The organism is Curtobacterium sp. BNK-1 (assembly GCF_048685235.1).
GTDB lineage: Bacteria > Pseudomonadota > Gammaproteobacteria > Enterobacterales > Enterobacteriaceae > Pantoea > Pantoea agglomerans.
Genome location: NZ_JBLQTJ010000001.1, coordinates 1,999,517 through 2,018,779 on the forward strand (window position 1 = coordinate 1,999,517; position 19,263 = coordinate 2,018,779).

Consider the following 19,263-nt stretch of genomic DNA (forward strand, 5'->3'; position numbering starts at 1 on the left):
AATTTAACCGGTTAACAACCCGCCAGAATCTCCTCAATGCCGGGTTTCAGCAGTTCGCCCCGCCATCCGGTGAGTAACTCCGGCTGACGTCCCTGCGGCTTCAGGCCCCAGTGCTGACTTAATACCTGATTAATCTGACGTCGTGACGCCAGTAGCTCCTGACTGAATCCACTCTGCTCGCTCACCTGCTGCACCAGCGCTTTCATCGCTTTAAACACTGGCTTGTAGTGCGGATGGTCAATCAGATTGCCCAGCGGAGCCGGCAGTTCACTCTCATCAAGCGCCTCAGCTTCTGTCACCAGCGCCACCAGCGCTTTGCCGTGGAAACGAATTTCGTGGCCTGACAGCCCCAGATGATCCAGCTCGCCCAGCGAGCCGGGCATAAAGCGCGCCACTTTCCACAGGTGCTCTTCGCGCACCACAAAGTTAACGGCCATATCTTTTTCACGCGCCACCTTCAGACGCCAGGCCGCCAGTCGCTGTAACGCCGCCAGCTGACGCGGACGTAACTGCCAGGCATTGGTAATATCCCGCCAGGCTTCATCCGGCGACAGGCTATCCAGACGACGCTGACACAGGTTATCGCACTCACTGAGTGCCGCCGACATATTGCCGGCCTCTTCCGTATTGATCATCAGCTGACGCGCAATTGGCAACAGATAGTGAACGTCCGCCGCCGCATACTCGCACTGACGCTGGGTCAGAGGGCGTGCCAGCCAGTCCGTGCGTGATTCACTTTTATCGAGTTCGACCTGAGTGAAATGCGCCACCATTGAGGCAAAACCCCAGGAGAGCGGCTGGCCAGAGAATGCCGCCAGAATCTGGGTATCGATCATGGGTGTCGGCAGCACGCCGAAACGGTGCAGGAAGACTTCCAGATCTTCACCCCCGGCATGCAGGAATTTGGTGACGCGGGTGTCGGTCAGCAAGGCAATAAAGGGTGACCAGTCACGGATATTCAGCGGGTCAATCAGTACCAGTTGCCGATCGTCGAACAGCTGGATCAGGCCAAGCTGAGGGTAGTAAGTGCGGGTGCGGACAAATTCGGTATCCAGGGCCACCGCCGCGTGCTGGCGCGCTTTCTGACACACGTCTGCCAGTTGATCATCCTGGTCGATAAGGGAATAGTTCACGTCTGATTTTCACCGCAGCCAACAACGCGCGGCGCTCCATGTTAAAAACAATAAAAACGCCGGACATGCCGGCGTTCAACCTCAATTTCTGCCCGGATTCAGCTCGCGCCGGGTTTCGCCTCGTCGCGCAGCTCACGCCGCAGGATCTTGCCGACGTTGGTTTTAGGCAACTCATCACGAAACTCAATGATTTTCGGCACCTTGTAACCGGTCAGCTGACGGCGACAGTGATCGAGCACCTCTTCTTTGGTGAGCGATGCATCTTTTTTCACGATGCAGACTTTTACCGCTTCGCCAGAAAGATCGCTGGGCACACCGATAGCCGCGGCTTCACGCACTTTAGGATGCTGCATCAGCACGTCTTCGATTTCATTCGGATAGACATTAAAACCTGATACCAGAATCATATCTTTTTTGCGGTCAACGATGCGAATAAAGCCTTCCTGGTCAACGGTAACAATATCACCGCTGTGGAGCCAGCCATTTTTCAGCACTTCCGCTGTCGCTTCCGGATGCTGCCAGTAGCCCAGCATCACCTGCGGGCCGCTGATGCAAAGTTCGCCCGGTTCACCCGGAGGAACTTCATTGCCGTCGTCATCCAGAATCAGCACATCGGTCGAGGGCACCGGCAGACCGATACTGCCGGTATGACAGCTGATGTCATAGGGATTGACCGACACCAGCGGAGAACACTCTGTCAGGCCATAGCCTTCCAGCAGATAGTGTCCGGTCAGTTTTTCCCAGCGCTCGGCCACCACTTTCTGCACCGCCATTCCGCCACCGGCGGAAAGGCGCAGCGTTGAAAAATCGAGTTTATTAAACTGCTCATCGTTGAGTAGCGCGTTAAACAGCGTATTCACGCCAGTAATGGCGGTAAACGGAAATTTCCCCAGCTCTTTAACAAAGCCGGGAATATCGCGCGGATTGGTGATCAACAGATTCTGACCGCCCAGCTCCAGGAACAGCAGGCCATTCACCGTTAAGGCGAAGATGTGATAAAGCGGCAGCGCGGTGACGACACACTCTTTACCGTCACGCAGCACCTTGCCGTAGGTCGCGCGGGTCTGCTCAAGATTCGCCTGCATGTTGCGATGGGTCAGCATCGCCCCTTTGGCCACGCCAGTGGTGCCACCGGTGTATTGCAGGAAGGCGAGATCGTCATTGGAGACCGTCGGGCGTTGATAATTGAGCGTTTCGCCGACTTCCAGTACGTGGCGAAATGAGATTGCCCCCGGCAGATGGTATTTGGGCACCAGCTTCTTCACATACTTAACGACAAAGTTAACCAGCGTCGCTTTTATTGGCGCCAGCTGATCGCCCATCCGGGTCAGGATGACGTGCCGCACAGCGGTTTTCGCCACCACTTTTTCCAGCGTGTGCGCAAAATTCGAGACAATGACAATCGCACTGGCCCCACTGTCATTGAGCTGATGCTGCAGTTCGCGCGGCGTATAGAGCGGATTCACATTGACCACCACCATACCCGCACGCAGCACACCAAACAGGGCCACCGGATACTGCAGTAAATTCGGCATCATCAGCGCCACACGGTCACCCGCTTTCAGGCCCAGCTGTTGCTGAAGATAGGCGGCAAAAGCGCGGCTCTTCTCTTCCAGCTGACGATAACTCATCTTCTGACCCATGTTCAGGAACGCGGGTTGATCGGCGTAGCGTTTTGCGGCCTGCTCAAACAGATCCACAAGCGAGGTGTAACGATCTGCACTTATTTCGGCAGGCACATCTGCCGGGTAGCGTTTCAGCCAAACCTTATTCAAGGATCCACCCCGATAATTATGTTGTATTTCCATCGCTGCCTCAGCCAATCTGGTTTGTTAACAATATTTTAACTGATTGTACCAGTTTGCCTGTTTTGGCATGTTGAGGTTGCGAAGTGCATCACTAAATTTCGTGCTGATAAAACAGGCAAATAAAAAGCCCGGCAGCGAGCACCGCGACCGGGCTGATACTTAAATGTTTTTTGCACTTACTCAGTCAGAATGGTCTGCACCTCTGCCGGTCCACTGTTCATCATTCCCCAGTAGGGATTCGGGCCCCAGTATCCACCGCGATGGCGGGTCGGACCATACCAGATCCAGGGATCCATCGGCTGAGGTGGAGCTGTCACCTGCTGGGTAAGTCGCCAGCGCTGATAACCGCGCACATCGATGACCGCAAATTTGTAATCTGCCTCGCCAATTTTGCCCTGCTCTGTCCCCTTAAGGGTACCCAGCACCGTCACATACTGGTTTCTTACATCCACCGGATCAACAAAACCGCGGATATCGGCATAAATCCGACCGACCGAGGCCGCACCCAGACGCGGTCTGGCGCTATCATCCAGCGGCTGCGCAGCAATCTCAAGCCGGGTTTTGCCGTTCAGGTTAGTGACATTCACTACCTTGCCGCCAAAGCGAGATTCCTGCCCGACAAAGAGCGAAGGATTGCTCATGACCCGCAACAGATCCTGCTGCGGCTGAGGTGAGCTGCCCTGCAGCGTGTCAGGAATTGAGACACAACCGGTTAACGCCAGTACACAGGTCAGCAGCAGACCTGAAAGCCCTTTACCACACATTGACGACATAGACGTTCTCCCGTTAGGTAAAGAGTTAGACTGGACGCATAACAATAAGTTGCGTGCATTTTACCGGCCAGGTAATTTTTTCCAGGCGACTTCATTACGCAGATAAGTGGGCTCCGCCGTTTCCGGCAGCAGCGTCTTCCCCTGCGCCAGCGCAAGGGTCGCCAGCGGCAGCATATCTTCTGCAGCGGGCAGCGTAACGTCACTGGCGTTCAGGGTAAGTTCGTGTCCCTGCTGCAGGGCAGGATAAGCCTGCCATCCGGTGCCTGCGGTCATCCATTCGCCAGAGAGCGCCTGCATCCGGGCCAGTGCCGCTTCGGGCGACAGCACGCTTTCGCTGGCCTCACCCTGCCAGGCACCCTGTTCATCACGCTGATATTCGGCCCAGTAGACCTCGCCCATCCGCGCATCAATAGCGGTTAATACGCGGGTAGCACCGTGCAGACGCCACGCGCCTTCCGCCAGCGTGGCCAGCGTGGAAATCGCGATCATCGGCAGTGAAGCGCCCAGTGCCAGTCCCTGCGCAATACCAATGCCAATCCGCACGCCGGTAAAACTGCCAGGGCCGCGACCAAAGGCGAGCGCGTCCAGATCGGTCAGTTCCAGCTGCTGTGCCAGCAGTAGCTCTTCAATCAGCGGTAAAATACGCTGGGTGTGATCGCGCGGGGCAATTTCGAATCGGGCATCAATCTGTTGCTGATTCAGCAAGGCGGCTGAACAGGCTTCTGTCGCCGTATCCAGCGCTAAAATTCGGGCTGACATGACTACCTCAGAAGAAAGAAAACGGCGCGCATCTTAGCATAAAATTACGCGTCTGGTTCGGGTTGCTGGCGGATAAAGGCGATGGCGCGGGCAATGTCCCGGGTGCGCGGCGTCGGCGGCAGGCTATTGAGAAACAGCGCGCCATAAGGACGAGAAACCAGACGCTGATCGCAAATCACCAGTACGCCACGATCGTCGGTATCGCGGATTAAACGTCCCACGCCCTGCTTCAGGGTGATCACCGCATCCGGCAGCTGCACATCCGTAAAGGGATCGCCGCCACGAATCCGGCAATCTTCCATTCTGGCTTTCAACAGCGGATCTTCCGGTGAGGTGAACGGCAGTTTATCGATGATCACCAGCGACAGCGCATCACCCCGTACATCCACGCCTTCCCAGAAACTGCTGGTCGCCACCAGCAGGGCATTGCCCTTATCGATGAACTGTTTCAGCAACTGACCCTTGCTGGTTTCACCCTGCACCAGCACGGGCAGCGTCATTGAGGCGCGAAATTCTGCTGCCAGCTCACGCATCATCAGATGCGACGTGCAGAGAAAGAAACAGCGGCCTTTATTAGCATCAATCAGCGGCTTCATCATTGCGGCCAGTTGGCGTGCACCACCCGGACGGTTAGGCTCAGGCAGATTGCGCGGAACGCAGAGCAGCGCCTGCTTCGCAAAATCGAACGGGCTGTTCAGAATCAGGCTTTTTGCTGCATTCACACCCAGCCGTTCGGCGAAGTGTGCCATTTTCTCATCCACCGCCAGGGTGGCTGAGGTGAAGATCCAGGCAGCCTTACGATTATCCATTACTTCACGGAAGCGTTCTGCCACCGAGAGCGGCGTCAGCGCCAGGATAAAGTGACGTGAGGTACATTCATACCAGTAGCTGTAGCCCGGCTCGTTAATCGCCCGCAGCCGTTTTAACCGGCCACGGTAGAGCGCGGCGCGCTCAAAGGCGGCATCCAGCAGGGCTGAACGGCCCAGTGAGAGTTTGATAACGTCGTAACAGAGCTCAAGCGCATCATCCAGCAGCGTAAACATCCGCAGGATGTTGTTATCGCTCAGCAGTTCACGCAGGTTACCGCGATAGCCGGGATCGCCTAATGACAGGCGAAAATCCTGCGCGCACTGCGCCAGGCGGTCAGCGGATTTCTGCAGCTGCTGAGCATCACGCACCTCGGTGCGGTAGGCGGTAATAATATCTTTGGCGAGATCGAGTAACTGGCGGCTGGAGAGCTGCTGACCAAAATACTGACTGGCGATATCGGGCAGCTGATGGGCTTCATCGAAGATCATCACATCAGCTTCGGGAATAAGTTCGCCAAAGCCGCCCTCTTTCACCACCAGATCGGCAAGAAAGAGATGGTGGTTCACGACCACCACATCGGCGTCCATCGCGCGCTTACGCGCTTTGACCACAAAGCACTCTTTATAGCGCGGGCAGTCAGTGCCGAGGCAGTTATCGTTGGTGCTGGTGACCAGCGGCCAGACCGGGCTGTCTTCGGTCACGCCCGCACAGCTGCTGATGTCGCCATCTTCCGTCTGCGATGACCAGCTGCGCAGCGTCACCAGATCCGTCAGCCCCTGCGCGGTGAGATCGCCGCCCGCCATCGATTGCTGTTCCATGCGTTCCAGGCAAAGGTAGTTGGAGCGTCCTTTCAGCAAGGCCGTTTTACCTTTGAAATCCAGCGCCTTGATCATCGTAGGCAGATCGCGGCCATAGAGCTGATCCTGCAGCGCCTTGGATCCGGTGGAGACAATCACTTTTTTACCGGCCCGCAGAGCGGGAGCCAGGTAGGCATAGGTTTTTCCGGTGCCGGTACCGGCCTCGACCACCAGTTCACCCTGCTGTTTTACGGCTTCAGATACCGCCTGCGCCATCTCACGCTGTGCTTCACGCGGCTTAAAGCCTGCGATCGCCAGCGCCAGCGCGCCATCCACTGCAAAATCGTCTGCCACATACCCTCACTAAGAACGGCAAAAACACTGTAATTATGTCAGTATTGGATCAACAAAGCAAAATTGATAATTATCAATAGCTTATCTATTTTTAGCCGTTGGGAGTGTGGCAACCAGTGGCTCAGGATCGCGTCTGAAAGATGGGAAAAAGGCGGCAGGTGGCCGCCTGAAGAGAAGCGCTCGCAGCACCGGGATTCCTGATGGAAAAGTTGCACCGCGAAAGGCAGCAGAAATCGCTGTGACTACTCTACAATCATGCGCCCATTGAGATGCTGCAACGGACGATTATTGGTGGTTTTCAGCGCCTGTTTAAAGGCGTCGAGCTGCGCCTGAGAGAGCGAAACCGGCTGTTTCAGCACCAGCCAGCGAATCCCTTCGCTGCAGGGCGGCGTCGTCAGGGAGCCGCTGAAACGATAATAGTGCAGATCTTCCGGGAAGAGATCGCGTAAGTTTACCTGGCGATTAATGGTTACCTGCTGGTTTTCCTGTTTCGGCATAGCGTCGATCAACGGTGCCAGCGCCGGATTCTCTTTACCGACCTTAAACATCACCGCGACCACGGCCAGATCGCCATCCTCTTTGCTGTGTACAAAGTGGGCTTCAAGGGGAAAGGTGTGCCCATTGATCTGGTTCTCACTCGGCGTATGGAAGTGATACTGACGCAGCGTGAACTTTTCCCGATCCAGTACAAAATCATCTTCTTCATCAACGGTCACCTGAATCGTGTGGCCATTGTTGATCACCTTCTCAGCCGACGTATGGTAGGCCAGATCGAGTGCCTGTAAATGCCCCTCAATCGGATCTTTAATATTGATTGGCGACTGGGACTTACCTTCGTGACAGATGTGGAAGTCGCTGGTCAGTTCGCTCCAGTGTTCCGGGCCAGCTTTGCCTTCGTACGTCCAGTGCGGTTCCGCCGCACCGGCTACGTTGAGGGTAGAAAGCGCCACAACCAGACTTAACATTTTTGGTAATTTCATTTTTATCCCTGCTTTATAAGCTTATTTGCGGCAGGGATACTATTCCGCTGACTACTGAATCAGCAAGGTGACAAAATGCGTTAAATCAAAATCAGAACGAATAAAGAGTTTATAATTACAATCAATGTTAATTTAATTAACAAACATCACAATGTGACGTTTTTAAGCATTTCAGGAAAGGGTTGATATCAATCTCTCTGAATAAAAGAGTTTCATTTTCCTGTATTTATCATTTTGATTGTCGAAACGAGCCGGGAGGGAAATTTTGCACTAAATTCAGGCGACGTAAGAAACCGCAAAACTGCACGCAGGCGGTTTTGCGGTGCAACGCGATAACGCGTCATAAAAGATTATGCAGGTGACGCTAGACATCCTTTTCTAATGGTTCCTTTTCTTCATCTTCTTCCTCATCTTCAGGATAAATCTCAGCGTCATCGGGCAGCGGCTCATCGTAATCAGGGCGTTCAGACATAATTTCCTCCGGTGTCAGATAGCAATTTTGCTATGCCCTTTGAGTGTAGCTTACTCCTGCCATCTGTTTTGCAAGGCTCGCAAAAGATATCAGAAATGCGGGCGCTGCCGCAGACTCTGCTTCGCCACTGCGTGAAACAGCCTTGCGTCACAGCCGGTGCTGATAGCGTACCGGTTAATCGGATGCCCATTCGTCTCCTCCAGCCGCGTTATCATTGACGTCAGTCGGATAGCGGGTTTGATAATTCGCCGCTGAAAAAACTGTGCTTTCAAAAAAACCTCTTACTCGTTTAATGAATAAAAGGCCGGAACTTAACTACCTATAATATAGGGACACGAAAATTTAATGATGCGATTCAAAGCACAATCATGCACAAAGAAAGGTAACATCAAATAAAAACTCAACAGGAATAGCATTAAACATCGTTCTGTTGTTATAAGAGAAAATCCCTGATATAAAAGAGACAGAATTTAAACGTAATCTGTGAGCATTAGCGGATTGAATATTTCCTCTGATGCAGCCACGCTGACTTAACAGATGGTAGCGAGGTAATTAAAATTCAGGAATTCTGTTATCTCTCACAGGCAATAAAAACTTGTCGCCGGATGAGTCACATCACAATAGAAACCATGCCTCACGGCATCCGTCCTCTTTAAAAGGCCGTTTAAGACTATCTCGCTAAAGATATCCGTTAATGTAAATGAAGTGGGGTTTTATATTATAAGTTAAGTGGGATGTAATCTGGCTGTTGCTGCCCTGTTGCATCCATCTGTCAGTCAGGACACAATTAAATCAATAAGGAGAAATATCATTGTTCCCAAAATTACCCCGATATAGCTTAGTGATTCTGACGCTGAGCGGTTGCGTTACCAACGATGAGGTCAAACTTAACCCAGTTGGTCAACATAGTGAACCTGTCATGCCGCATATAAACCAGGGGATCAGCCCTGCACAGCGGCGCGCGATTATGTCCGGCGAACAACCAGACTGGTCTGACGTTTATCCTCAGCGAATCAATAAAAACTCGTCAGCTGTCAGGAAATGATCTGCACGTCGTAGCAGTTAACGTCGTTACTCCACCACTCACATAGCGTAAAAAACACTGTGGAAAATAATCAACACGTCGATGATGTCTCCCTATGGGATTGGATTGTCACATTAATTTTAACCGGCATACCCGTATTAAATCTTTTCATGCTGCTTTACTGGTCCTTAAACCGAAGGACTAAACGTTCAAAGAAAAACTACGCCAGAGCGAGTTTATTATTGATATTCATCGTACTTATCTTCTATATCATCACCCTGGAAGTTACAACGGGCTATTTTCTTTTTAAACATTACTGATCCTTAAACTGACAGCGTCACACCCTTAAATGGAGTTTTTATGGTGCGTTATTTCACTTTTCTATTATTGGGCGTCACTTCCGCTTGCTGCATAGCAAAAACGTCAGTGGTGATAAATAACACCCTGAAAGCGCAAGAGATAAAATCGGCAAAAATCGTTTACATTGGCGAGGTTAATGGCACTAAAGTGGCAGAATTGATGGCAGGCATCGATGATATTAATGCAAGTTACCCCGCTGTAAAAGAAATATCGCTTTATATAAACAGCTTTGGCGGCGACATGGAAGCTGGCTATATGGGCGGCCAGGCCGTCAGGGGGTCAAGGATTCCGATAAAAACCATCAATGCCGCAATGACGGGTTCGGCGGCTACCCTGATTTATTGCTCAGGGGCGCAAAGGGAAACATTACCCAGCGCAACATTTTTAATCCACCCTGCAGCGAGTCAAAACATTCAGAGCAACTATCTGAAAAAAAATGAAGTCATTTTACTCAGCAGAGATATCGATAATGTCAGTAAAATATTCAGGGACACCTATGCATCCTGTTTCAAAGATGACGGGATAGAGATAGATAAAGCCTTATTCAGTGAAGACAACCGTATTTACCTGCGTTTTCCAGAATCTGTAAAACAGGGTATTGCACAAAAACGTGTTGAAGGAATCGCCCCCGCTGATATCGCTTATTACATTTTCACTTCAGAGGCCAGCGGCTAGCAAAAATAACGTTAATCATGCCTGCTGGACGAATACTTTTTATCAGATATGCGCCGCCTGGACAGATGGGCGTGCTGGCGGGGAGACATATCGAGCCGTTAGCGGGTAATCCAGAGAAGAACATAATGCAGACGACGTTCAGATGGGACGCCGCAGGATCTCACCATCAATATCACGGTGGATTTTCGCAGTAAGCGCTACCCTTGCATGGTGAGTTTTTTGAGCAGCAATAGCAGGGTTGATTCAACACTGGCCAGATAAAAAGCGCGAGATAAAGCAGGCCGCTCAGCCAGATACGGCTCATTCTGGTACAGGGCGTTTATCTGTTTCTGGCTGGTGACCTGATATCACGATTATTGGCGACGCTGCTGTTGCGACCTGCTTATAAGCGGACGTACAACGCGCCCGCCAGCATAACGATGAACAGAATAGCGAAGGTAATAAAGCCCTGCTTACTGCCACGGGACAATCCAACAAATGCCGAAACCACAATAAACAGCAGCGTCAGTGCGCCGACCATCACCCAAAAAAGATACTGCGTATTCGCCATGCCTGAATCCTCATCCGTAGCGCGATTTATCTGCTGTTTTATAACATTTTTATGCCGCGCGTGCCCTCACTTCTCCCGCTCTTTCGACGCTTTATGCTGCTTTAGTGCAGCAGGGCTGCAACAGTGACAACGTCCGCGGCTCATTATCATGATGCAGACAGTGTGATGCAGTTAGCAAATGCAGAGGAACGCAGCGAGTAAACAAACGCGCGGATTATAATGATTAAATCAGCTTACCGTTGGGATGTGGCACCCGTAGGCTGACGTGCTGAGACTGGTTTAACATTGCAGCCGTTCAGGCGGTGTTAAACAGATGGCCTTAACCCGACTGCCTGACTCAGGCGGAGGAATGTATGAACTGTTTCCGCATCGGCTCTCTGGCTGGCGTGCTGCTGCTCTGCGGCTGCCAGGCACCCACGCCTGATCAGGCTCGTCTGCAGCAGCCTGTTTTTCAGGGTCAAAGCACCCGCACCGTCCCTCAGCTCAGCGACTGTATTTATCGCGGCTGGTCCACCACCAGCGTCATTGCCAGAGATAACACCACCCACACCCAGCCCAACGGCAGCGAGATCAGCGTTTTTACCTGGGAAGATTCGATTTTTGCGGATGTGTCGCCCCGCCGAAAAGGGGCTGAGGTGAAATATTTCACGACTTTCCGGATGGCGCCTCAGGTGATGGCGGACAGACAGGCGATTGTTGAGCGCTGCCTGTAAAGCGTAAGGGGTGACAGCGATGTCGGGAGTGTGCCAGGCTAATGCGCAATTAACCAGGGAGAAACCGATGAGTATTACCCGCATTGACCCAGAACACCGTATGTCCGAAGCCGTGATCCACAACGACACGATCTATTACACCAGTGTGCCTGAGAATCTGGATGCCGACGCAGAAGCGCAGACAGCCAATGCGCTGGCAGTGATTGATGCGATTCTGACACGGCTCGGTAGCGATAAAAGCAAAATCCTTGATGCGACACTGTTTCTGGTGGATAAGGCCGATTTCCCTGCGATGAACCGCGCATGGGACGCATGGGTCTCTCCAGGTAATGCGCCGGTGCGCTGCACGGTACAGGCCGGTCTGTTGAATCCGAAGTACAAAATCGAAATTAAAATTATCGCTGCACGTTAAAACGCCGGGCGTTATTCCTCTTCGTTTTCTTCATCTTCGTCTTCGAATAGCGCCCGAATCCGTTCGCCCTTGAAATTTTGTCGGATCTCCTGCGCCACCTGGGTGATCGCTTCACCGCTCGACAAACCTCCCGCCATCAATTCCTGAATACGTTCGACGGCCTGCTGCTGCTGCTCATGAGAGAGAGCCGGTATTCCTATAAACATGTTTCACTCCTGCGTTGGGGCAGACAGTATCCCACGCGGAACTAACAGGTGCCAGTCAGGAAAAAATATGGCAGTCTGACCGCCTCTTTGCTCTCTGATTTCTCTGCCCGATGATTGTTGAAACCCTCAGTCTTGATTATACCCCGGATGCGCTGATTCAGCGTTTTGCCCCGATTGCCCATCTGCCCTGGGCGATGCTGCTCTCCTCCGCGCAGGCGAACCACAGCGACAACCGCTTTGATATTCTGACTGCCGATCCCCGCGCCACCCTGGTGACCCGCGGTGCGATGACTACCCTCAGCGACCCGACCGGCACGACCGAATCAACCGCCGATCCCCTGCTGCTGGTGCAGCAGCAGTGTGATGCGCTGGGCGTGACGCCGGCTGCCAGCGATGCCCTGCCGTTTCAGGGCGGTGCGCTGGGCCTGTTTGGTTATGATCTGGGCCGCCGGTTTGAGTCCCTGCCTCAGCAGGCCGCAGCCGATCTCACCACGCCTGACATGGCGGTGGGTATCTATGACTGGGCATTGATTGCCGATCATCATCAGCAGACCCTGACGCTGGTGGCGTTAAAGAACGCGGAAGAACGCGCCGCCTGGCTGGCGCAATGGCCGGCGCGCGAGGCCGTGCCCTTTTCACTGACCAGCCGCTGGCGCTCCAACCTGAGCTATGCAGATTACGCTGCGCGTTTTGCGGCGGTTCAGGCCTATATTCAGGCGGGTGACTGTTATCAGGTTAATCTGGCGCAGCGCTTTCAGGCCGGTTACCAGGGTGATGAGTGGCAGGCGTTCAGTATACTCAATGCGGCTAACCGCGCGCCGTTCAGCGCTTTTCTGCGTCTGCCGGAGAGCGCGATCCTCAGCCTGTCGCCGGAGCGCTTTCTGTCGCTGAATAATAAGCAGATCGAAACACGACCGATCAAAGGTACCCGGCCACGCTGTGACGATCCGATTGCTGATGCGCAACAGGCTGAGTCGCTGCGCCATGCAGAAAAAGATCGGGCCGAAAACCTGATGATTGTCGATTTGCTGCGCAACGATATTGGCCGCGTGGCGCTACCCGGTTCGGTCACGGTGCCTGAACTTTTTGTGGTTGAACCCTTCCCCGCCGTACACCACCTGGTGAGCACGGTGCGGGCGCAGCTGCCTGATACCCTGCAGGCCACCGATCTGCTGCGCGCCTGTTTTCCGGGCGGCTCGATTACCGGTGCGCCCAAGATTCGGGCGATGGAGATTATTGATGAACTGGAGCCGCAGCGGCGCAATGCCTGGTGCGGCAGCATCGGTTATCTCAGCCTGTGTGGCCGGATGGATACCAGCATCACCATTCGCACGCTGATCGCTGAAGGTCAGCAGCTCTACTGTGCGGCGGGCGGCGGGCTTGTTGCAGACAGCGATCCCGAAGCGGAGTATCAGGAAACACTCGATAAAGTCAGCCGGATCTTACCGGCACTGGAACAAACCGGAGGTTCAGTTGGCCCTGACGCTTGATGATTTCCGCAGCCGTTTTCTGTTGCAGCAGCCAGCCCGCAGCACACAATTGCTATCCGGGCGCCATGCGGCGGTGCTGGTGCCGATTGTGGCACGGCCTGAACCCGGTCTGTTGCTGACGCAGCGCTCACACGCCCTGCGCAAACATGCCGGACAGGTCGCTTTTCCCGGCGGGATGCAGGATGACACTGACGCATCGCTCATCGCCACAGCACTGCGTGAAGCACAGGAAGAGGTTGGCATTGAGCCGCATCAGGTCGAGGTATTAGGCGCACTGCCCGCCGTGACCAGCAGCACCGGCTTTCAGGTGACGCCGGTACTGGGGATCATTCCGGCCGATCTGCGGTTAACGATTAATCCGGATGAGGTGAGCAGCGCCTTTGAGATGCCGCTGGCCGAGGCTTTGCAGCTCAGCCGCTACAGCGCGCTGGAGGTGCATCGGGCTGGCGTTCGCCACCCGGTCTGGCTGTCGCGCTATCAGGATTATCTGGTGTGGGGCATGACCGCGGGTATTATCCGATCACTGAGTGCTCAGATCGCATTCTGAAACCTTTCTCGTTTTTCTCTCTCCGGCCCGTCAGGTTACTGGCGCGCTGCACTATAATTTTTTCTATAAGTTTTGATAAGTTTATTTCATGCGAAAAGCTGCTCTTTCCTGGTGCATGACCATTACTATGGGCGCCATAAACTGCCCCGGCAGACTGAGAATAATTGTGAGGAGTGTCACCTGTGATTAGTGTTTTTGACATGTTCAAAGTGGGCATCGGCCCCTCAAGTTCGCATACTGTCGGCCCGATGAAAGCAGGTAAACAGTTTGTGGATTTGCTGTGCGAACAGGAAAAGCTGCAGGAGGTCACCCGGATCGCCGTGGATGTTTACGGTTCTCTCTCTCTGACCGGCAAAGGCCACCACACTGATATCGCCATTATTATGGGTCTGGCGGGTGAATCGCCGGATACGGTGGATATCGATGCGATCCCCGCCTTTATTAAAGATGTTGAGCAGCGTGAGCGACTGCTGCTGGCGAAAGGCGCACACGAAGTGGATTTCCCGCGCGAAGGCGGCATGGTATTTCGCAGTGAGAACCTTTCGCTGCATGAAAATGGCCTGCGCCTGCTCGCGTTTGCGGGTGACCTGCTGATCCTGTCAAAAACCTATTACTCCGTTGGCGGCGGTTTCATTGTTGATGAAGAGCATTTCGGACAGTCGGCACTGGATGAAGTCTCTGTGCCCTGGCCGTTCCACTCCGCCAAAGATCTGCTGGCTCACTGTCGTGAAACCGGCCTGTCACTCTCAGGTCTGGTGATGAAAAATGAGCTGGCGCTGCACAGCCGCGATGAGATCCATGCCTATTTCACTAACATCTGGCAGACGATGCAGGCCTGTATCGATCGCGGTCTGAATACCGAAGGCGTGTTGCCAGGGCCACTGCGCGTGCCGCGTCGTGCCGCCTCCCTGCGTCGTCTGCTGACCTCCTCTGACAAGCACTCCAGCGATCCGATGATTGTAATCGACTGGATCAATATGTATGCGCTGGCCGTTAACGAAGAGAACGCCGCGGGAGGCCGCGTGGTGACTGCGCCAACTAACGGTGCCTGCGGTATCGTGCCTGCGGTGCTGGCTTACTACGATCACTTCATTGAGCCGGTGACACCCGACATTTTCCTGCGCTATTTCCTCGCCTCTGGCGCCATCGGCGTGCTGTACAAAATGAACGCCTCTATTTCAGGCGCGGAAGTGGGCTGTCAGGGTGAAGTGGGTGTCGCCTGTTCTATGGCGGCGGCCGGTCTGGCTGAACTGCTGGGCGGCAGTCCGGAGCAGGTCTGCGTGGCGGCTGAAATCGGCATGGAACATAACCTTGGTCTGACCTGTGACCCGGTAGCCGGTCAGGTTCAGGTGCCCTGCATTGAGCGCAATGCTATCGCCTCGGTTAAAGCGATTAATGCGGCGCGCATGGCACTTAGGCGCACCAGCGAACCCCGCGTCTCGCTGGATAAGGTTATCGAGACAATGTATGAAACCGGCAAAGATATGAACGCCAAATATCGTGAAACTTCGCGTGGCGGTCTGGCGATTAAAGTTCAGTGTGATTAAGCGAAACGATTAACTGATTAAAAAACGTGCAAACGTAATAAAATCCGCATCCTGCGCTATCTCAGCGCAGGTTTAACCGGTAGAGTGATTTCCGCGCAGCCGTCCGGCTTACGCAACTTTCCAGACCCGCTTTTCTGCATTCCGGCCTCAATGTTGATCTGACCGTGCCGATACTCACCCCGTTGTGTTTTGCTTTTTACTGGCTTTTGGGAAGGTGGATACAGATGTTTATGGCCCAGCAAAATGTTGGACAATTCAGACGCAAGCGTGTGCTGATAGCGCTGTCGATCGCCACCGTGGTGCTGATATTAACCCTGGCCTTTCGCTATATCGAAGAGAAGTCACGTATCGAGCAGCAGGCGATGGATTTCGCCGATAAAGCGATTATGCGGTTTGACCGGATGTTTTCACCGCTGGAGGTTTCAGCCAATAATACGCTGGGTCTGGTCGGCGTTCCCTGTCAGGATGTTCGCTTTCCACTCATCGAAAAAATCTCTTCCCTGCAGACGGTCCGGGCGATCCTGCTGGTGGATAACGATGTGCTCTACTGCTCCAGTATCTACGGGCCGCGCACCATTCCCTTTAGTCAGACCTACCCTGATTTAGCCTTTAACAGTCAGCGTATGACGCTGGCAACCGATGAGTATCTGCTGAAAGGCTCGCCCATTTTACTGCTGTGGACGCCAAAGAGCCTGGATAACCGCTCCGGGATTTTGCAGGTGATCAACATCGAAATGATGAGCAATTATCTGCTGGAGCCGCAGTTGCCCTGGGTGGAGCGCGCTGTCTTTAACGTCAATGGAGAGAGCCTGGAGTATGGCAATCCGCTGATCGAGCCCACGGTGCCGTCAGAAGACGAAGTGAGCTATGAGCAGGGCTCGCTGCGCTATCCGTTTACGCTTACTCTCTATGGCCCCTCTCCGACCCGCCTGGCGCTGGCGACGCTTCCCTCACAGCTCCCGCTGGCGCTGCTGCTGAGTCTGCTTATGGGTTACATCGTCTGGCTGGCGACCGCAAATCGTATGAGCCTGAGCTGGCAAATCAGTTATGGCATTACGGCCCGTGAGTTTATGGTTTATTGCCAGCCGCTGATCAACACCAAAAGTGGTGAGTGCGACGGTATTGAGTTACTGCTGCGCTGGCATAATCCCCGTCAGGGCTGGATTGCACCGGATGTCTTTATTCCCCTGGCCGAGCGACAGAACCTGATCAAACCGCTGACGCGCTTTGTACTGAATGAGGTGGTGAGTCAGTTACCGCAGTTGCCCGACGATCCCGCGTTCCATATCGCCATTAATGTTGCCGCCAGCCATTTCCGCGACCACGCCATTCTGGAAGATCTGCACAACCTGTGGTGGCCTGCCAATCCGGTGCCAAAACTGGTGGTGGAGCTCACCGAGCGCGATGCCCTGCCGGTCGTGGATCAGTCGGTGATTGCGCAACTGCACGACATCGGTGTCCGGCTGGCGATTGATGATTTTGGCACCGGCCACAGCTCACTCTCCTACCTGAAAGATCTGCAGCCAGATGTGCTGAAAATCGACAAGATTTTCACCGCAGCCATCGGCACTGACGCGATTAATGCCACGGTGACGGATATGGTGATTTCGCTGGCCCAGCGCCTGAATATCAGTCTGGTAGCCGAAGGCGTGGAAACAGCTGAGCAGGCAGCCTATCTGCGCGAACGCGGCGTGGATCATCTGCAGGGCTACTATTTTGCCCGCCCGATGCCGCTGCAGGACTTCCCGGCGTGGCTGGCGCAGCGTCAGGCTGATGCCCGCAGGTGACAATCGCCTGAGCCCCGTTTCGCCCTGCCTGATGACCTTACGCCACAGAAAAAAAACAGCCGCGGCAATGAGCCAGCGGCTGTCGGAGAATTCAGCGCGGCCGGTAAACCCGGCAGCGCCGCTGCATCAACGAGAACGATTAGCCCTCTTCATCCTCGTCATGCGGTTTATCTTTAGTGACACGCACCAGATCGATACGGTAGTCGGTCGCTTCGATAATCTGGAAGTGCAGCGGAGTAATATCAATGACATCGCCAGGAAGCGGTAACTGCCCTTTCTGCTCAATCAGCAGGCCCGCCAGCGAGGCGTGGTCTTCTGTCGGATCGACCAGTTCATGGAAGTCGAGCAACTGCTGCAGCGAGTGCAGATCGGTCCCCCCTTTCACTAACCAGCCATCACCATCCGCAATAATATCGGGCGTTTCATCTTCATCCGGGAATTCACCCGCAATCGCTTCCAGCACGTCCAGCGGCGTAATCAGACCCTGAACCACACCAAACTCATTGGTGACAATCACGAAGCTGCCCTTGGCACGACGCAGCACGCCAAGGAGGTTGATCGGATCCAGCGTCTCCGGCACCACGATAGTCGGTGTATTGGCCGCAAACGTTGCCACATCCACACCGTGCTCCAGCGCCACCAGCAGTTCTTTGGCTCGCACTACGCCGACAATTTCATCCAGTTCACCCCGACAGACCGGGAACAGGCTGTGTGGGGTATCAAGCAGCTGACCGCGAATCTCATCTACCGGCCGATTCGCATCGACCCAGGAGATTTCACCGCGCGGCGTCATGATGCTGCGAATCGAGCGGGAAGCCAGCGTCAGCACGCCATTAATCATATAGCGCTCTTCATCTTTAAACGCTTCCTGCGGCATCGCTTCCGCCAGTGCTGCCTCTTCGCTGCTGCTGGTGTTGCCATTGCTGGCGGTCTGGGCACGGTTGCGGCCCCCCATCAGGCGTAAAATCGCTTCGGCGGTGCGTTCACGCATCGGGCGATTTGACTGATGGCGGATAAAGTTACGACGTGCAACCTGGTTGAACAGCTCAATCAGAATCGAGAAGCCAATCGCCGCATAGAGGTAGCCTTTAGGAATATGGAAACCAAAGCCTTCTGCCACCAGCGACAGACCGATCATCAGCAGGAAGCTCAGACAGAGCACCACCACAGTCGGATGCGCGTTAACAAAGTTGGTTAACGGCTTAGATGCCAGCAGCATCACACCCATCGCAATCACCACGGCGGTCATCATCACCGGCAGGTGGTTCACCATACCCACGGCGGTAATCACAGCATCCAGCGAGAAGACGGCGTCCAGTACCACAATCTGCGTCACGACAGCCCAGAAACTGGCATATCCCCGATTACCGGATCCGTCGAGCTGCCGGTTCTCCAGCCGCTCGTGCAGCTCCATGGTCGCCTTAAACAACAGGAACAGACCACCCGCCAGCAGAATTAAATCACGACCGGCAAAGCTGAAACCGCCTACGCTAAAGAGAGGCGTCGTCAGCGTCACCATCCAGGAGATCAGCGACAGCAGACCCAGACGCATGACCAGCGCCAGTGACAGGCCAATCAGGCGTGCTTTATCACGCTGCTTCGGCGGCAGTTTGTCGGCCAGGATGGCAATAAACACCAGGTTATCAATGCCGAGTACGATTTCCAGCACCACGAGCGTCAGTAAACCCGCCCAGATTGAGGGGTCGAATAAAAATTCCATTATTTATGACTCCAGAACAGGGAACAGATCGCGGTGCTGCTTATCAGCGCAGCAAAGCGTGACATGCAGGTAGTCGGGAAAGCGGTGAAAACGCCGTGAGGCGAAGGGTGACGCGCCAGCAGGCGCAAAGAACAGATTAAGCGACGTCGGTGACGATCCATAAAGGTGGGCTGAAGCCCGTTACTCCTGAGTAATAAACAGAACGTTAATGTATCAGGTCGGCGAATCGCGTCAAAAAATTTTCTTATTTTTACAATCTGCCTGACGGATGATCAGGCGCATAAAAAGGGTTACTGGTCACTTCACAGGATGAATAGCTGACAGACATCACATAATTTATTTTTTC

At 54.0% G+C, this 19,263-nt stretch carries 16 protein-coding genes; 7 read left to right on the forward strand and 9 right to left on the reverse strand.

Features of this window, described 5'->3' with window-relative positions:
* Positions 1–11: 11 nt before the first annotated feature.
* The 6 genes from rnd to ACMGGP_RS09550 form a co-directional block, all read right to left on the reverse strand.
* Positions 12–1,133, reverse strand: a complete 1,122-nt coding sequence (rnd, locus tag ACMGGP_RS09525; RefSeq protein WP_498798387.1) for a ribonuclease D — start codon at positions 1,131–1,133, stop codon at positions 12–14.
* Between the two features lie 98 nt (positions 1,134–1,231).
* Entirely contained in the window at positions 1,232–2,908 is a 1,677-nt protein-coding gene (fadD, locus tag ACMGGP_RS09530; RefSeq protein WP_010260565.1) for a long-chain-fatty-acid--CoA ligase FadD, read from the reverse strand.
* Positions 2,909–3,117: 209 nt separating this feature from the next.
* On the reverse strand, positions 3,118–3,714 hold the full coding sequence (locus ACMGGP_RS09535; protein WP_010260563.1) for a Slp family lipoprotein: 597 nt from the start codon (positions 3,712–3,714) through the stop codon (positions 3,118–3,120).
* Between the two features lie 60 nt (positions 3,715–3,774).
* The gene (gene tsaB, locus ACMGGP_RS09540; RefSeq protein ID WP_010670759.1) at positions 3,775–4,473 is read right to left on the reverse strand and encodes a tRNA (adenosine(37)-N6)-threonylcarbamoyltransferase complex dimerization subunit type 1 TsaB; all 699 of its coding nucleotides are present in this window, start codon (positions 4,471–4,473) and stop codon (positions 3,775–3,777) included.
* Between the two features lie 44 nt (positions 4,474–4,517).
* A complete protein-coding gene (gene yoaA / locus ACMGGP_RS09545) occupies positions 4,518–6,434 on the reverse strand; it encodes a DNA repair helicase YoaA (protein ID WP_010260556.1) in 1,917 nt (638 codons plus the stop codon).
* Between the two features lie 242 nt (positions 6,435–6,676).
* Positions 6,677–7,414 carry a carbonic anhydrase gene (locus ACMGGP_RS09550; RefSeq protein ID WP_033769189.1) on the reverse strand — a complete coding sequence of 246 codons (738 nt, stop codon included), beginning with the start codon at positions 7,412–7,414 and terminating at the stop codon, positions 6,677–6,679.
* Positions 7,415–9,270: 1,856 nt separating this feature from the next.
* Here ACMGGP_RS09550 and ACMGGP_RS09555 point away from each other — a divergent pair.
* Complete coding sequence (locus ACMGGP_RS09555; RefSeq protein ID WP_061703874.1) at positions 9,271–9,945, forward strand: ATP-dependent Clp protease proteolytic subunit; 675 nt, start codon at positions 9,271–9,273, stop codon at positions 9,943–9,945.
* 382 nt (positions 9,946–10,327) lie between these two features.
* Here ACMGGP_RS09555 and ACMGGP_RS09560 read toward each other — a convergent pair whose 3' ends face one another.
* The gene (locus tag ACMGGP_RS09560; protein ID WP_010260551.1) at positions 10,328–10,495 is read right to left on the reverse strand and encodes a hypothetical protein; all 168 of its coding nucleotides are present in this window, start codon (positions 10,493–10,495) and stop codon (positions 10,328–10,330) included.
* 353 nt (positions 10,496–10,848) lie between these two features.
* Here ACMGGP_RS09560 and ACMGGP_RS09565 point away from each other — a divergent pair, with 353 nt between their 5' ends.
* Positions 10,849–11,208, forward strand: coding sequence for a hypothetical protein (locus tag ACMGGP_RS09565; RefSeq protein ID WP_010260549.1), 360 nt, complete (start codon positions 10,849–10,851; stop codon positions 11,206–11,208).
* A 67-nt stretch (positions 11,209–11,275) separates the two neighbouring features.
* Positions 11,276–11,620, forward strand: a complete 345-nt coding sequence (locus tag ACMGGP_RS09570) for a RidA family protein (RefSeq protein ID WP_003852699.1) — start codon at positions 11,276–11,278, stop codon at positions 11,618–11,620.
* A gap of 11 nt (positions 11,621–11,631) precedes the next feature.
* Here the strand turns inward: ACMGGP_RS09570 and ACMGGP_RS09575 are convergent, their stop codons facing one another.
* Positions 11,632–11,826, reverse strand: a complete 195-nt coding sequence (locus tag ACMGGP_RS09575; RefSeq protein WP_010260545.1) for a YoaH family protein — start codon at positions 11,824–11,826, stop codon at positions 11,632–11,634.
* A gap of 110 nt (positions 11,827–11,936) precedes the next feature.
* Here ACMGGP_RS09575 and pabB point away from each other — a divergent pair, with 110 nt between their 5' ends.
* The 4 genes from pabB (at position 11,937) to pdeD (ending at position 17,197) form a co-directional block, all read left to right on the forward strand.
* Complete coding sequence (gene pabB / locus ACMGGP_RS09580) at positions 11,937–13,316, forward strand: aminodeoxychorismate synthase component 1 (protein WP_111533873.1); 1,380 nt, start codon at positions 11,937–11,939, stop codon at positions 13,314–13,316.
* Positions 13,300–13,863: a CoA pyrophosphatase gene (locus ACMGGP_RS09585; RefSeq protein WP_022625545.1), complete on the forward strand. Its 564-nt coding sequence runs from the start codon at positions 13,300–13,302 to the stop codon at positions 13,861–13,863. The genes pabB and ACMGGP_RS09585 overlap by 17 nt, the downstream gene beginning before the upstream one ends.
* A gap of 182 nt (positions 13,864–14,045) precedes the next feature.
* Positions 14,046–15,410: an L-serine ammonia-lyase gene (locus tag ACMGGP_RS09590; RefSeq protein ID WP_010260538.1), complete on the forward strand. Its 1,365-nt coding sequence runs from the start codon at positions 14,046–14,048 to the stop codon at positions 15,408–15,410.
* 230 nt (positions 15,411–15,640) lie between these two features.
* Complete coding sequence (pdeD, locus tag ACMGGP_RS09595; protein ID WP_498798388.1) at positions 15,641–17,197, forward strand: cyclic di-3',5'-guanosine monophosphate phosphodiesterase PdeD; 1,557 nt, start codon at positions 15,641–15,643, stop codon at positions 17,195–17,197.
* A gap of 139 nt (positions 17,198–17,336) precedes the next feature.
* Here pdeD and ACMGGP_RS09600 read toward each other — a convergent pair whose 3' ends face one another.
* Positions 17,337–18,917, reverse strand: coding sequence for a TerC family protein (locus ACMGGP_RS09600; RefSeq protein WP_010260533.1), 1,581 nt, complete (start codon positions 18,915–18,917; stop codon positions 17,337–17,339).
* Positions 18,918–19,263 lie beyond the last annotated feature (346 nt).